General features: G+C 61.7%; 16 protein-coding genes. 7 read left to right on the top strand and 9 right to left on the bottom strand.

Annotation, left to right across the window (positions count from 1 at the left end; genetic code table 11):
• Window positions 1–18: 18 nt before the first annotated feature.
• Together DBR00_RS03770 and dadA are read right to left on the bottom strand one after the other, a co-directional pair.
• Entirely contained in the window at window positions 19–369 is a 351-nt protein-coding gene (locus DBR00_RS03770) for a RidA family protein (RefSeq protein ID WP_108486626.1), read from the bottom strand.
• On the bottom strand, window positions 344–1,642 hold the full coding sequence (gene dadA, locus DBR00_RS03765) for a D-amino acid dehydrogenase (protein WP_108486627.1): 1,299 nt from the start codon (window positions 1,640–1,642) through the stop codon (window positions 344–346). Before dadA ends, DBR00_RS03770 begins: the two co-directional genes overlap by 26 nt.
• A 155-nt stretch (window positions 1,643–1,797) precedes the next feature.
• On the opposite strand from dadA, the gene dadR reads away from it, so the two are divergent.
• The gene (gene dadR, locus DBR00_RS03760) at window positions 1,798–2,286 is read left to right on the top strand and encodes a transcriptional regulator DadR (RefSeq protein WP_090250512.1); all 489 of its coding nucleotides are present in this window, start codon (window positions 1,798–1,800) and stop codon (window positions 2,284–2,286) included.
• 151 nt (window positions 2,287–2,437) lie between these two features.
• On the opposite strand, the gene DBR00_RS03755 is transcribed toward dadR, so the two are convergent.
• Window positions 2,438–2,791, bottom strand: coding sequence for a YkgJ family cysteine cluster protein (locus DBR00_RS03755; RefSeq protein ID WP_108486628.1), 354 nt, complete (start codon window positions 2,789–2,791; stop codon window positions 2,438–2,440).
• A gap of 175 nt (window positions 2,792–2,966) precedes the next feature.
• Here DBR00_RS03755 and DBR00_RS03750 point away from each other — a divergent pair, with 175 nt between their 5' ends.
• Window positions 2,967–4,280 carry an FAD-binding oxidoreductase gene (locus DBR00_RS03750; RefSeq protein WP_108486629.1) on the top strand — a complete coding sequence of 438 codons (1,314 nt, stop codon included), beginning with the start codon at window positions 2,967–2,969 and terminating at the stop codon, window positions 4,278–4,280.
• 42 nt (window positions 4,281–4,322) lie between these two features.
• Here the strand turns inward: DBR00_RS03750 and DBR00_RS03745 are convergent, their stop codons facing one another.
• A complete protein-coding gene (locus DBR00_RS03745) occupies window positions 4,323–4,568 on the bottom strand; it encodes a DUF1127 domain-containing protein (RefSeq protein WP_108486630.1) in 246 nt (81 codons plus the stop codon).
• Window positions 4,569–4,750: 182 nt separating this feature from the next.
• Between DBR00_RS03745 and DBR00_RS03740 the strand changes: the two genes are divergently transcribed.
• Entirely contained in the window at window positions 4,751–6,208 is a 1,458-nt protein-coding gene (locus DBR00_RS03740) for a PLP-dependent aminotransferase family protein (RefSeq protein ID WP_108486631.1), read from the top strand.
• Here the strand turns inward: DBR00_RS03740 and DBR00_RS03735 are convergent.
• A complete protein-coding gene (locus DBR00_RS03735; RefSeq protein WP_108486632.1) occupies window positions 6,198–7,346 on the bottom strand; it encodes an MFS transporter in 1,149 nt (382 codons plus the stop codon). The two genes, DBR00_RS03740 and DBR00_RS03735, sit on opposite strands and share 11 nt — an antisense overlap.
• A gap of 152 nt (window positions 7,347–7,498) precedes the next feature.
• The gene (locus tag DBR00_RS03730; protein WP_108488525.1) at window positions 7,499–8,992 is read right to left on the bottom strand and encodes an aldehyde dehydrogenase; all 1,494 of its coding nucleotides are present in this window, start codon (window positions 8,990–8,992) and stop codon (window positions 7,499–7,501) included.
• 250 nt (window positions 8,993–9,242) lie between these two features.
• Between DBR00_RS03730 and DBR00_RS03725 the strand changes: the two genes are divergently transcribed.
• Complete coding sequence (locus DBR00_RS03725) at window positions 9,243–9,608, top strand: cupin domain-containing protein (protein ID WP_108488524.1); 366 nt, start codon at window positions 9,243–9,245, stop codon at window positions 9,606–9,608.
• 152 nt (window positions 9,609–9,760) lie between these two features.
• Here DBR00_RS03725 and rpmG read toward each other — a convergent pair whose 3' ends face one another.
• Both rpmG and rpmB read right to left on the bottom strand, forming a co-directional pair.
• Window positions 9,761–9,916, bottom strand: coding sequence for a 50S ribosomal protein L33 (gene rpmG, locus DBR00_RS03720; RefSeq protein ID WP_007894709.1), 156 nt, complete (start codon window positions 9,914–9,916; stop codon window positions 9,761–9,763).
• Window positions 9,917–9,926: 10 nt separating this feature from the next.
• Window positions 9,927–10,163 carry a 50S ribosomal protein L28 gene (gene rpmB, locus DBR00_RS03715; RefSeq protein WP_090240685.1) on the bottom strand — a complete coding sequence of 79 codons (237 nt, stop codon included), beginning with the start codon at window positions 10,161–10,163 and terminating at the stop codon, window positions 9,927–9,929.
• Window positions 10,164–10,512: 349 nt separating this feature from the next.
• Here rpmB and DBR00_RS03710 point away from each other — a divergent pair, with 349 nt between their 5' ends.
• Window positions 10,513–12,102, top strand: coding sequence for an ABC transporter substrate-binding protein (locus DBR00_RS03710; RefSeq protein ID WP_108488523.1), 1,590 nt, complete (start codon window positions 10,513–10,515; stop codon window positions 12,100–12,102).
• Between the two features lie 46 nt (window positions 12,103–12,148).
• Here the strand turns inward: DBR00_RS03710 and radC are convergent, their stop codons facing one another.
• A complete protein-coding gene (gene radC / locus DBR00_RS03705) occupies window positions 12,149–12,823 on the bottom strand; it encodes a DNA repair protein RadC (protein WP_108488522.1) in 675 nt (224 codons plus the stop codon).
• A 190-nt stretch (window positions 12,824–13,013) separates the two neighbouring features.
• Here radC and coaBC point away from each other — a divergent pair, with 190 nt between their 5' ends.
• Complete coding sequence (gene coaBC / locus DBR00_RS03700) at window positions 13,014–14,222, top strand: bifunctional phosphopantothenoylcysteine decarboxylase/phosphopantothenate--cysteine ligase CoaBC (RefSeq protein ID WP_108488521.1); 1,209 nt, start codon at window positions 13,014–13,016, stop codon at window positions 14,220–14,222.
• A gap of 26 nt (window positions 14,223–14,248) precedes the next feature.
• On the top strand, window positions 14,249–14,704 hold the full coding sequence (gene dut / locus DBR00_RS03695; protein WP_108488520.1) for a dUTP diphosphatase: 456 nt from the start codon (window positions 14,249–14,251) through the stop codon (window positions 14,702–14,704).
• Window positions 14,705–14,742: the final 38 nt, after the last annotated feature.

Here is a 14,742-nt window from a genome sequence, read left to right as displayed (position 1 = left end):
CAAACGGGACGGGCGGCGTTATAGCGCGGCCACGATCATCATTTCCACCAGCACCTCGGGCTTGTACATCTTTGCCTCTACGCAGGCACGCGCTGGCGCGGCGCCGGGCGCAACCCAGGCATCCCAGACCTGATTGAGACCGGCGTAATCACGGTCCATGTCCTTCAAGTAGATAGTCACAGAGAGGATCTTCGACTTGTCGCTGCCGGCCTCGGCCAGCATGCGGTCGGTGTTGGCCAGGGTTTCACGGGTTTGCTGCACGATGTCGCCGCGGTAGTCGTCCGCCAGCTGGCCGGCCAGGTAGACCGTGCCGTTATGGATGACGATTTCGCTGTAACGACTTTCAGTGTGCAGGCGCTGTACTGACATGCTTGTGACTCTCCTGGGAACGGCTGTAACGGGAAATATCCAGGCCTTCGGCGCTGATCTGCGGGCGCTTTTTCGCCATCAGATCGGCAAGCAGGCGACCGGAGCCGCAGGCCATGGTCCAGCCCAGTGTGCCGTGACCGGTGTTAAGGAACAAATTACGCAAGCCAGTGGCACCGACAATCGGCGTGCCGTCCGGGGTGGCCGGGCGCAGGCCGGTCCAGAATTCGGCCTGGCTCAGGTCGCCGCCCTGCGGGTAGAGATCAGCGGTGATCATTTCCAGGGTCTCGCGACGGCGCGGGTTGAGGCTCAGGTCGAAACCGGCGATCTCGGCCATGCCGCCGACGCGGATGCGGTTGTCGAAACGGGTGATCGCCACCTTGTAGGTTTCATCGAGGATGGTCGAAGTCGGCGCCATCGCCACATTGGTGATTGGCACGGTCAGCGAGTATCCCTTGAGCGGGTACACCGGTGCCTTGATGCCCAGCGGCTTGAGCAGTTGCGGGCTGAAGCTGCCGAGCGCCAGCACATAGCGGTCGGCGGTTTCCAGCTTGCCGTCGATCCACACGCCATTGACCCGGTCGCCCACGGCGTCGATACGCTGAATGTCCTGACCGAAGCGGAATTCCACCCCCAGCGCCTTGGCCATCTCGGCCAATTTGGTGGTGAACAGCTGGCAATCGCCGGTCTGGTCGTTGGGCAGACGCAGCGCGCCGGCCAGTTTGTCGGTGACAGCGGCCAGGGCCGGCTCAACGCGGGCAATGCCAGCGCGGTCGAGCAGTTCATAGGGCACACCGGATTGCTGCAGCACGGCGATGTCTTTCGCCGCGTTATCCAGTTGCGCCTGGGTGCGGAACAGCTGGGTGGTACCCAGGCTGCGGCCTTCATAGGCGATGCCGGTTTCCGCACGCAGCTCGTCGAGGCAGTCGCGGCTGTACTCGGACAAACGCACCATGCGCTCCTTGTTCACCGCGTAACGGCTGGCGGTGCAGTTGCGCAGCATCTGCGCCATCCACAGGTATTGGTCGATATCGGCGGTGGCCTTGATCGCCAGCGGTGCGTGTTTTTGCAGCAGCCACTTGATGGCTTTCAGCGGCACGCCCGGCGCAGCCCACGGCGAGGCGTAGCCAGGGGACACCTGGCCGGCATTGGCGAAGCTGGTTTCCATGGCCGGGGCGCTTTGACGATCGACCACCACAACCTCAAAGCCCTGACGTGCCAGGTAATACGCACTGGCTGTACCAATCACACCGCTACCGAGAACTAAAACCCGCATGCCGCTCTCCTCGCCGCGACAATGCGCGACGGATAATTCCTGAGATCACAATTGAGCGCAGTATAGGAAGAGATCAGCAGTGCTTTTCACTATATAAATAGCTATATTTGGCGACAATTCTGGGCAAAATCGCCTTCTACAGAGGGGTATCCACCGTGCGCACCCAACATCAGAGCCGCCGCGAACTGGACAAGATCGACCGCAATATCCTGCGCATCCTGCAGGAAGACGGGCGCATCAGCTTTACCGAGCTGGGTGAGCGGGTCGGCCTGTCGACCACACCGTGCACCGAACGCGTACGCCGCCTGGAGCGCGAAGGCATCATCATGGGCTACCACGCCCGGCTCAACCCGCAGCAACTCAAGGCCAGCCTGTTGGTGTTTGTCGAGATCAGCCTGGACTACAAGTCCGGCGACACCTTCGAGGAGTTCCGCCGCGCCGTGCTCAAGCTGCCGCACGTGCTCGAATGCCACTTGGTGTCAGGCGACTTCGACTACCTGGTGAAGGCGCGCATCAACGAGATGGCCAGCTACCGCAAGCTGCTCGGCGACATCCTGCTCAAGCTGCCGCACGTGCGTGAGTCGAAGAGCTACATCGTCATGGAAGAAGTGAAAGAAAGCCTGAGCCTGCCGATTGCCGATTAACGGCAAGAAGCTGGGTAGGTTGGCTTGAGGAGCCTGCGACGAAGCCCAACGAGGTATAAACAAGATCGCAGGGCGGAGCGCTGCGCACGCCGCCCTGCTGGGCTTCGCTACGCTCAACCAACGTGGCCCGACCAACGTGGCCCGACCCAACCTACACCAGCACCTGGCGGGTTGTGGCGATCAGCTGATGCACCCGCTGCTCCACCGCCGGGTCGGTCATCTGCTCCGGCCCCTGACCGCGCGGGCACGGCAGGCTGGACGTGGTGCCAAACAGCCGGCAGATCAGTGGGCGCTGGTCATACGCCGTGCACCCATGCGGGCCGAGGTGTACGCAGTTGTACTCGGCCAACGCGGCATCATGTTCGGCATCGCTTTTCACCGGCAGCCGCGCCATTTCCTCGGATGACGCGGTAACCGGGCCGCAGCAATCATGGCAACCCGGCACGCAGGCAAAACTGGGGATCTGCAAACGCAGCTGGTCGATCTTGCGGCTGGTGCAACTCATGGGCGTGATCCTGAAACACAGGCCGGCATAGTAACCGTGCCCAGGGTTGAATCGTGGCAGGAGCAGGGGCTAACCGACGAAAATCCGCTTATTTCGCGATTGCCTCTTGGCGTTTGGCAAATCTCACGCTTATGCTTCGTAAAATTTTCCAAACACAATAATCAGGATTCCACACATGAACGCCCGCGTTCACCAGCCGGTTCATAGCAGCCAGCACGCCCGCTCCTACTACGCCGCCAGCGCCAATCGCCAACTCGACTACCCCGCCCTGGGCGGCGAGTTACGTGCCGACGTGTGCATCGTTGGCGGTGGTTTTTCCGGCCTTAACACGGCCATTGAGCTGGCGCAGAAAGGCCTTTCGGTGGTGCTGCTGGAAGCACACAAAATCGGCTGGGGCGCCAGCGGGCGCAACGGTGGCCAACTGATTCGTGGCGTCGGCCATGGCGTGGAGCAATTTGAATCGGTGATTGGCGCGCAAGGCGTGCGCGAACTGAAACTGATGGGCCTGGAAGCGGTGGAGATCGTCCGCCAGCGTATCGAGCAGTTCAACATCGACTGCGACCTGACCTGGGGCTACTGCGACCTGGCCAACAAACCCAGCCACCTCGACGACTTCGCCGAAGACATGGCCGAACTCAAGCAGTTGGGCTATCGCCATGAAATGCGCCTGCTGCAACCGGAGCAGATGCACGAAGTGGTCGGCTCTAACCGCTACGTCGGCGGCATGATCGACATGGGCTCCGGCCACCTGCACCCGCTCAACCTGGCCCTCGGCGAAGCCGCTGCGGCGCAGAGCCTGGGCGTGCAGCTGTTCGAAAACTCGGCAGTGACACGCCTCGACTACGGCAGCGAGGTCAAGGTGCACACCGCCCAGGGCCTGGTGCGCGCAACGACCCTGGTGCTCGGCTGCAACGCTTACCTGAATGGCCTGAACAGCAACCTGGGCGGCAAGGTGCTGCCCGCCGGCAGCTACGTGATCGCCACCGAACCGCTGTCCGAGGCCGAAGCGCGGGCGATCATTCCACAGAACATGGCACTGTGTGACCAGCGTGTAGCCCTGGATTACTACCGCCTTTCTGCCGACCGGCGCTTGCTGTTTGGCGGTGCCTGCCACTATTCCGGTCGCGATCCTGCAGACATCGCCGGCTATATGCGGCCCAAAATGCTGCAAGTCTTCCCGCACCTGAAAGACGTGAAAATCGACTACCAGTGGGGCGGCATGATCGGCATCGGTGCCAACCGCCTACCGCAAATCGGCCGCCTCAAGGAACAGCCCAACGTGTACTACGCCCAGGCCTACTCGGGTCACGGCGTCAACGCCACGCACTTAGCCGGCAAACTGCTCGGCGAGGCCATCGCCGGCCAGGCCAGCAGCGGCTTCGACCTGTTCGCCAAGGTACCGCACATGACCTTCCCGGGCGGCAAACACCTGCGCTCGCCGCTGCTCGCCCTGGGCATGCTCTGGCACCGGATGAAAGAACTGGTCTGACGCTCTACGCAGCAGGCCACAACGGCCTGCTGCGCATTCCCCTCACAGCTTCCAGAACGGCAGCTGCGCCTCGCGCAGGGCCTGCTCGCGGCTCAGGCCGATATCCTTGAGCTGTTCATCCGACAGCCTCAGTAACGCTCGACGAGTCGTCAGGCGCAACCAGAATGCGCTCCAGCGGCGTACAGCTGGCTTCGCCGCACCCACCTGAGCATACAGATGCCCGCCCGCGGACTCCTGCTGCAGCTCACCTGACTTCATTGTCAGCCTGACATCACTCAACCCGTTCATCGCCTGCTCCTGCCCGTAAGCCTGATGGGAGGTCATGATGAGTGACACGGGAAAAGCATGACAGATTCAAAAATATACTTTTAAATCCATACAGATTTCAGAAACCAGACTCTGAATGGTGGATTTATCGCCTATCTGTACTGGCTTGGCGCGGCACACAGAGAAATTGCGAGGCAACTGTTATGACGCTTTACGTCAACCTGGCCGAGTTGCTCGGCGCCCGTATTGAGCAAGGCCTGTATCGCCCCGGTGATCGCCTGCCCTCCGTGCGCGCCCTCAGCATGGAACATGGTGTGAGCCTGAGCACCGTGCAGCAGGCCTACCGCCACCTGGAGGATCAGGGCCTGGCCACGCCCAAGCCCAAGTCCGGCTACTTTGTGCCCCAGGCGCGCCAGCAGCCGGCGCTGCCGATGGTCAGCCGCGCCGCCCAGCGACCGGTGGATATTTCCCAGTGGGACCAGGTGCTCGAACTGATCAGCCGGCCGCCAGGCGGTGATGTGCTGCAACTGGGGCGTGGCATGCCGGATATCAGCAGCCCGACCCTGAAACCGCTGCTGCGCATCCTGTCACGCATGAGCCGCCGCCAGGAGGTCAAGGAGCTGAGCTATGGCAGCCTGTATGGTGACCCTGGCCTGCGCGCACAACTGTCACGCCTGATGCTCGACTCCGGCTGCCAGATCGCCATTGAAGAGATCGTCACCACCACCGGCTGCCACGAGGCCTTGTCCGTGGCCATTCGCGCGGTGTGCGAGCCGGGCGACATCGTGGCCGTGGACTCACCGAGCTTTCATGGCGTGATGCAGGCACTCAAGGGCTACGGCATGAAGGCCCTGGAACTGCCCACCGACCCGCTTACCGGGATCAGCCTGGAGGCACTGGAGCTCGCGCTGGAGCAATGGCCGATCAAGGCCATCCAGCTCACCCCCAACTGCAACAACCCGCTCGGTTACATCATGCCGGAGGCCAACAAGCGCGCCCTGCTGGCCCTGGCGCAGCGCTATGACGTGGCGATTATCGAGGATGATGTTTACGGCGAGCTGGCCTACAGCTACCCACGCCCACGCAGCATCAAATCATTCGACGAGGACGGTCGCGTGCTGTTCTGCAGTTCGTTTTCCAAAACCCTGGCCCCCGGCCTGCGGGCCGGCTGGATTGCCCCGGGCCGCTACCTGCAACAGGTGCTGCACCTCAAATACATGAGCACCGGCATGGCCGCGCAGCTGCCACAGCTGGCCCTGGCCGAATACATCGCCAGCGGGCATTACGAGCCGCACCTACGCCGGATGCGCAGCCAGTACGCGCGCAACCGCGACTGCATGATCGACTGGGTCAGCCGCTACTTCCCCGCCGGCACGCGGGTCAGCCGGCCCCAGGGCGGCTTTATGTTGTGGCTGGAGCTGCCACAGGGATTTGACAGCCAGCGCCTGAACCGCGCACTGCTCCCACATAAAATCCAGATCGCCCCCGGCAGCATCTTTTCCGCCGCCGGCAAATACCGCAATTGCCTGCGCATCAACTACGCCGGCCAACCCACTCCAGCGCTTGAACAGTCAATTCGCCAGGTGGGCGAATGCGTGGCCGCGCTGCTCGCCGAGCAACAGCTCGTACACAACAGCGCAGAGGTTACGGTCACGCCTTGATGGCCGCCACCTCGCTGAATGCACCCCGCTGAAACGCCAGCCAGACAAACAGCGCCGCGCCCACCGCCATCAACATCGGCAGGGCGTGGCCGCTGACCCACTGACTGGCAGCCCCCGTCGACAACGGCCCGAGCAGACAACCCGCCCCCCAGAGCAGGGCGATATGCGAGTTGGCGCGCACCAGCGCATCGTCACGATAGCGCTGCCCGACCAGAATCAGCGACAGGGTGTAGAGGCCGCCCGCGCTGGCACCAAACAGCACCAGCACGACCCAGATCAGCGGCGTGTGCAGCAATGACGGGATGCTCAGACTCGACAGCAACAGCACCACGCCGCAACAGCGGAACAACGTCTGTCGCGGTACACGATCGGCCAACCAGCCGATCGGCAATTGCAGCGCCGCATCACCGATCACCACCACGCTGACCATGATCAGCGCCATCTGCTGCACAAAACCTTCGCGCACCAGGTACACCGGCAGCAAGGTCAGCACCATGGCCTCAAAGGCAGCAAACAGCACCACCGCCCAGGCAATTGCCGGTGACGTGCGGCAAAACTCGACAATGCCACGCCCCGAAGCGCTGTGCGCATCCACCTTGGGTGCACCGCCACGCCCCAGCAGCAACACGCTGCCTGCGACCAGCAACGCCGCCGACAACCAAAAACCGCGATCGCTGTCGGTGCCCAACACCGTCAACAACAACGGTCCGCTTAACTGGCTGAGCGCAAACCCGGTGCCATACAAGGCCACCAGACGGCCGCGCAGACGGTCCTCAACCAACTGGTTGATCCAGCTTTCGCCGAGCACAAACACCACGGTCAGGGAAATCCCGATCAGTAGACGCAGCAACAACCACAGTGGATAGCTGGGCATAACACTGAGCAGCGCCACCGAGGCGGCGCTGGCCAATAAGCACAGGCGCAAGGTCTGCGGCGTGCCAAACCAGCCGGCCAGATGCCCGGTGATGCGCGCCCCAAGCAACACGCCGATGGCCGGCATGGCCGCCATCACGCCGATGGCAAACGAACCGTAGCCCCAGGACTCAAGGCGAAACGACACCAGCGGCAGCGTCACCCCCAGTGCCAAGCCGACAATCACCACCGCCGCACTGACGGCGAAATAGGTCATCCAGTTCATTCTTCTCACTCAGCAGCCTGACCGGCTCAACGCCCGCCACGCAGATGCAAAACGGCCGGGCTCCATAGGAACCCGGCCGCCAATGGGCTTAGCGCAGCCCTAACCCGCCAATCAAACGCTACTGGACTGGCCCGGAGGTCGACCCGGCGTCTTTAAAGCTTGATCCAGGTCGCCTTGATCTCGGTGTACTTGTCGAAGGCATGCAGCGACTTGTCGCGGCCATTGCCCGACTGCTTGAAGCCACCAAACGGCGCGGTCATGTCGCCACCGTCATACTGGTTGACCCACATGCTGCCAACACGCAGCGCCTTGGCGGCCAGGTGCGCCTTGGACAGGTTGCTGGTCCAGATGGCAGCCGCCAAGCCATAGATGCTGTCGTTGGCAATCGCGATGGCTTCTTCGGTGCTGTCGAACGGAATCACCGTCAGCACCGGGCCGAAGATTTCTTCCTGGGCGATGCGCATGCTGTTGTTCGCGTCATCAAAGATGGTCGGCTCCACATACTGGCCGCCCGTTTCCTCCAAAGCGCGCTTGCCACCGCACAGCAGCTTGGCCTGATCCTTGTGGCCAGCGTCGATGTAGCCGAGCACTGCATTCAGATGGCCCGCATCAACCAGCGCGCCCACCTTGCTGTCCGGATCCAGCGCGTAGCCGGCTTTCCAGCCCTGCATGGCTTCCAGCACCATGGGCATGAAGGTGTCCTTGATCGAACGCTCCACCAGCAAGCGCGAGCCCGCGGTGCACATCTCGCCTTGGTTGAAACAGATCGCCGCGGCAGCGGCCTCGGCGGCGGCTTTGAGGTCCGGCGCATCAGCGAAGACGATATTGGCGCTCTTGCCACCGGCTTCCAGCCAGACGCGCTTCATGTTCGATTCACCGGCGTAGATCATCAGTTGCTTGGCGATCTTGGTCGACCCGGTGAACACCAGGGTGTCGACATCCATATGCAGCGCCAGCGCCTTGCCCACGGTATGGCCATAGCCTGGCAGCACGTTGAGCACACCGGCCGGAATACCGGCATCCAGAGCCAGTTGCGCCATGCGCAGGGCGGTCAACGGGGATTTCTCGGACGGTTTGACGATTACCGAGTTGCCGGTGGCCAGCGCCGGGCCAAGCTTCCAGGCGGTCATGATCATCGGGAAGTTCCACGGCACGATGGCCGCCACCACGCCGACCGGCTCACGGGTCACCAGGCCCAGTTCGTCATGTGGCGTCGCCGCCACTTCGTCATAAATCTTATCGACCGCCTCGCCACTCCAGCGAATTGCCCGCGAAGCACCCGGCACATCGACACCCAGGGCATCGCTGATCGGCTTACCCATGTCGAGGGTTTCCAGCAGGGCCAGCTCTTCGGCGTGCTGATCCATCAGGTCAGCAAAACGGATCATGATGCGCTTGCGCTGCGCCGGGGCCATGCGCGACCAAACGCCAGACTCGAAGGTGGCGCGGGCATCCGCAACCGCCAACTCGGCATCGGCCAGATCACAGCTGGCCACCAAGCCGAGCAGGCGACCATCGACCGGGCTGATGCACTCGAAGGTGGCACCGGAGACAGCGGCACGGTACTCGCCATGGACAAAGGCGCGGCCTTCGATCTTCAGGTCTTTGGCACGCTGCTCCCAGTCGGCACGAGTCAGGCTAGTCATTGCTACATCCTCTATCGCTAGTAAAGCGCCGCAAGTGGCCGCTGCGCTGTCAATTATTCTGCATGGACCTTACGGCCCAATCCTGCCGGCAACACTAAACCAGAGGCCTGCACACTTCCAATATTTTTTACAAAAACTGGCAAACTCGCCTTGTTATGTGTGCTTTATTAAACATAGACTGCCAAAAACATCCACCCTAACCGACAACAAGCCTGGCCAGACAGGCGCACACTCCCAACCGGACCTGCTTATGAACATCGAACAGATCGTCGACTTCGCCACCGCCACCACCCCCCCGGAGCACTATCGCCCAGCGGCGGAAAAAGTCCTCAAGGGTGACCCCGAGCAAAGTGTGCGCAACCACTACGGCAGCCCCTGCGGGCAGTTCAATGCGGGGATATGGGAGGGCGACATCGGCCACTGGACCATCAACTATACCGAACACGAGTACTGCGAAATTCTGCAGGGCGTATCAGTCCTGCGCGACAAAGACGGCAACGCCAAGACCCTGTGCGCCGGCGACCGTTTCGTGATCCCGGCAGGTTTCTCCGGCACCTGGGAAGTGCTGGAGCCGTGCCGCAAGGTCTATGTGATCTTCGAGCAAGCCAGCAACTGATCGCTATTCATGCGTCACCCTTTGCCCGCCTTGCGCGGGCTTTTTATTGCCCGGGACTTCCAGCAACCAGCGGCAAGCCCTATCTGGACTGAATTTCAGGCAAGAAAAAGCCCGCCATAGTGGCGGGCTTTTTCGGCAAGGAGCCAGATCAATTACTTGATCTTGCCTTCCTTGTAGATCACGTGCTTACGCACAACCGGATCGAATTTTTTGATTTCGATTTTGTCCGGAGTGGTGCGCTTGTTTTTGTCGGTAGTGTAGAAGTGACCAGTACCGGCACTCGAGATCAAACGGATCAATTCACGCATGACTTTCTCCTTAAACCTTTTCGCCGCGAGCGCGCAGCTCGGACAGAACCACGTCAATACCACGCTTGTCGATGCAACGCATGCCTTTGGCAGAAACGCGCAGACGCACGAAACGGTTCTCAGACTCGACCCAGAAGCGATGATGCTGCAGGTTCGGCAGGAAACGACGACGGGTTTTGTTGTTTGCGTGGGAAATGTTATTCCCGGTTACCGGACCCTTACCGGTAACTTGACAGACTCTCGACATGCCTCAGCCCTCTAAAACCACATGCCCAACCCGGCATGGGTTGGCCGCTTAAACTCAATGTCATTGGCGCTCAGCGCCGCGTATCTCGAGGGTCTTACCGGCCGTACCTGAAAGCGCAAGAACCGGGCCCCTACAAAAGAGCGCTGCTTTATACCAGAAAGCCCCCAGCGCAACAAGGTTAAACGCACTTTACCCGGCAAAGACCAACTCGCAATTCCAGCACCCAGGCCCAGCCGGCAGCGGCCATAACGCAGATCGACCGCTCGTCGCCAAGACTGATTGCCCTGCCGCCGGATAATGACCTAGGGTATGACCTTCGCCCGCGCGCCTACCTTGTCAGGAGTTTGCCATGCGTCTTGCCACCCTACCGCTGCTGCTCGCCCCGCTACTGGCTCCTATCCTGGCCCAGGCCAACACGCTCAGCGTCTGCACGGAGGCCAGCCCGGATGGTTTCGACGTGGTGCAGTACAATTCGCTGACCACCACCAACGCCTCGGCTGACGTGCTGATGAACCGCCTGGTGGATTTCGATGCCGCCAGCGGCACATTGCAGCCGAGCCTGGCGCAGGCCTGGGAGGTCAGCGCGAATGGCCTGAGCTACAGTTTCACCCTGCGCCCGGACGTACAGTTTCACCACACTGACTATTTCAACCCCAGCCGCCTATTGAATGCCGACGACGTGCTGTTCAGCTTTCAACGCATGCTCGACCCGGCCCATCCGTGGCACAAGGTTGCGCCCAGCGGCTACCCTCATGCGCAGTCGATGCAGCTGCCAAGCCTGATCAAATCCATCGACAAAACTGGCGAACACAGCCTGCGCTTTAACCTTAACCGCCCGGACGCGACCTTCCTGGCCACCCTGAGCATGGGCTTCGCCTCTATTTATTCCGCCGAATACGCCGCGCAACTGCTGGCGGCCGGCACCCCGGAAGCGCTCAACAGCCAGCCGATTGGCAGCGGGCCATTTGTCTTCAAGCGCTTTCAGAAGGATGCCAGCGTACGTTACAGCGCCAACCCGAGTTACTTCGCGGGCAAACCTGCGGTAGACAATCTGGTGTTCGCCATCACCCCCGACGCCAACGTGCGCCTGCAGAAACTTCGCCGCGGCGAATGCCATATCGCCCTGTCACCAAAACCGCAGGATATTCAGGCAATCAGCGGTGATAACAATCTGCAGAGCGCACATACCGCAGCCTTTATGACTGCCTTCGTCGGTATCAACAGTCAGCACCCGCCGCTGGACCAACCCGCCGTGCGCCAGGCAATCAACCTGGCCTTCGACAAAACCAGCTACCTCAAGGCGGTATTCGAGAACAGTGCCGAAGCAGCTAACGGCCCCTACCCGCCCAATACCTGGAGCTACGCCAGCGAGTTACCTGGCTACCCGCATGATCCGCAAAAAGCCCGCGACCTGCTCAAGCAGGCCGGCCTGGCCGATGGCTTCAGCACCACCATCTGGACCCGCCCCACTGGCAGCGTGCTCAACCCCAACCCGAGCCTGGGTGCGCAACTGCTACAAGCTGACCTTGCCAAGGTCGGCATCAAAGCGGAAATTCGCGTCATTGAATGGGGCGAGCTGATTCGCCGCGCCAAGACCGGCGAACATGACCTGCTGTTTATGGGCTGGGCCGGTGACAACGGCGATCCGGACAACTTCCTCACGCCGCAGTTTGCCTGCGCCTCGCTTGAATCCGGGCTGAACTTCGCCCGCTATTGCGACCCACAGCTGGACAAGCTGATCGCTGACGGCAAAATCACCAGCGACCAGACGCAGCGCAGCCAGATTTATAAGGAGGCGCAACGGATCATCCAGCAGCAGGCACTCTGGCTACCACTCGCTCACCCGACGGCTTACGCGCTGACGCGCAAGCAGGTCGAGGGTTATCAGGTCAGCCCATTCGGTCGCCAGTACTTTGCCAAGGTACGCCTGAAGCCCTAGGGGCTGCTGCCGTTCGGCGCGACCGCGAACAAAACGGTAACAGCCCCTAGAGCCAACCGTACTCGGCCATCGACAGTGGCTCACCGTCACCGACGATAAAGTGGTCGAGTACACGCACATCCACCAGCTCCAGCGCCTCTTTCAGGCGACGGGTCAACACCCGGTCCGCCTGACTGGGCTCGGCGACACCGGACGGGTGGTTATGGGTCAGGATCAACGCCGCTGCGTTGTGCGCCAAGGCGCGCTTGACTACCTGCCTGGGGTATACGCTGGCACTGTCGATGGAGCCATGAAATAGCGCTTCAAAGGCCAGCACCCGGTGCTTGGCATCAAGAAACAGACAGCCGAACACCTCATGTGGCTCATGCCGTAGCAGCGCTTTCAGGTAATCACGCACAGCCTGCGGGCTTTCTAACGCGGAATCGCGGCGCAGTTGTTCGGCCAGGTGCCGACGTGCCATCTCCAGCACAGCCTGCAACTGGGCGAATTTGGCGGGTCCCAGGCCTAGCCGCTGACTGAACGAAGACAGGTCGGCCTGTAACAAAGCACGCAGGCTGCCGAAGTCGCCCAGCAGGTGACGCGCCAGATCCACAGCACTCTGCCCGGCCACTCCGGTGCGCAAGAAAATTGCCAACAATTCAGCATCGGTGAGCGCGCCGGCGCCTTGAGCGAGGAGTTTTTCCCGTGGACGCTCGGCTGCCGGCCAATCACGAATACTCATCACACCTCCATGTGTGCTAAAAGGCGCGACAAAGCGCCACGTCAGCGAGCGCAAAGCCAAGCCGGACAAGCACTTGGCAGCGCTACTCGCTTACAACCCTTGTGCTATCGTAGCCCAACTTTTGCGCGGCGACCGGCCTGGGGAGGTGTCGGCGTCGCGGTGTATATCCATCTCTATAAAAGGCAGGCCTATGCAGCGGCTGTATCGGAAACGCATCATTGTTGGCGTGGGCGGCGGTATTGCCGCATATAAGAGTGCAGAGCTGATTCGCCGACTCAAGGACCAGGACGCAGACGTGCGTGTGGTCATGACTAAAGGCGGTCGTGAATTCATCACCCCGCTGACCCTCCAGGCCCTATCCGGGCATCCGGTGCACCTTGATCTGCTCGACCCCGAAGCCGAAGCCGCCATGGGCCATATCGAACTGGCACGCTGGGCCGATCTGGTATTGATCGCCCCCGCCACTGCCGACCTGATGGCGCGCCTGGCCCAGGGCGTCGCTGATGACCTGCTAACCACCCTTGTGCTGGCCACCGACGCCCCTGTAGCCCTGGCCCCCGCCATGAACCAAGCCATGTGGCGCGACCCAGCGACCCAGGCTAACGCCCAACTGCTGACCGCACGCGGCCTACACTTGTTCGGCCCTGCTGCCGGCAGCCAGGCCTGCGGCGATATCGGCCCAGGCCGCATGCTCGAAGCCGAACAGCTGGTGCAATGCGCCGCCGACTGCTTCCAGCACCAGGCGCTGACCGGCAAGCATGTGCTGATCACCGCCGGCCCTACCCAGGAAAACATTGATCCGGTGCGCTACATCACCAACCACAGCTCCGGCAAGATGGGCTTTGCCCTCGCCGAAGCGGCAGCCGAGGCCGGCGCTAAAGTCACCCTGATCAGCGGCCCAGTACACCTGCCCACCCCCGAGCGCGTTACCCGCATCAACGTCACCAGCGCCCGCGACATGCTCGCCGCCTGCGAAGCTGCGATGCCCTGTGATCTGCTGATCGCCGCCGCTGCCGTGGCTGATTACCGCCCAGAAGTGGTCGCCCAGCACAAATTGAAAAAAGACCCCACCAGTGGTGATGGCCTGCTCCTGCAAATGGTGCGCAACCCGGATATTCTCGCCACGTTGGCAGGGCGCAGCGACCGCCCGTTCAGCGTCGGTTTTGCCGCCGAAACCGAGAACCTGCTGGAGTACGCCTCGCGCAAGCTGCGCGACAAAAACCTCGACCTGATCGTCGCCAATGACGTGGCCAACCCCAGCATCGGTTTCAACAGCGAAGAAAACGCCATCACCATCATTGACCGTGAACTCCAGCAGAGCAGCTTCGCCCAGACCAGCAAAAGCAAGATTGCCCGCCAGCTGGTGAGTTTTATCGCCGAACGCATGACCAACTGCTGACGCCCACTTACCGAACAGAGCCTGATATGCACGCCTTACAAGCCAAGATCCTCGACCCGCGCCTGGGCACCGAATTTCCGCTGCCGCACTACGCCACACCGGGCTCCGCCGGCCTCGACCTGCGCGCCATGCTCAAGCAGGAGCTGGTGCTGGAACCTGGACAAACCGTGCTGATCCCCACCGGTCTGTCGATCTACATCGGCGACCCTGGCCTGGCCGCAATGATCCTGCCGCGCTCGGGCCTGGGTCATAAGCACGGTATCGTGCTCGGCAATCTGGTTGGCCTGATTGACTCGGACTACCAGGGCGAATTGATGGTGTCGTGCTGGAACCGTGGCCAGACGCCATTCACCATCGCCATCGGCGAACGTATCGCCCAACTGGTGCTGGTACCGGTGGTGCAGGCGCATTTCGAACTGGTCGAACAATTTGACGAAACCCAACGTGGCGCAGGCGGTTTCGGTCACTCCGGCAGTCACTGATTACCCCCACAGCCTACTGATAATGCAGGGCGCGACCA

This window comes from Pseudomonas sp. HMWF032, assembly GCF_003060885.1.
Taxonomy (GTDB): domain Bacteria; phylum Pseudomonadota; class Gammaproteobacteria; order Pseudomonadales; family Pseudomonadaceae; genus Aquipseudomonas.
The sequence above is the reverse complement of the archived record's forward strand: the minus strand, read 5'-3'. Positions and strand labels throughout refer to the sequence as shown.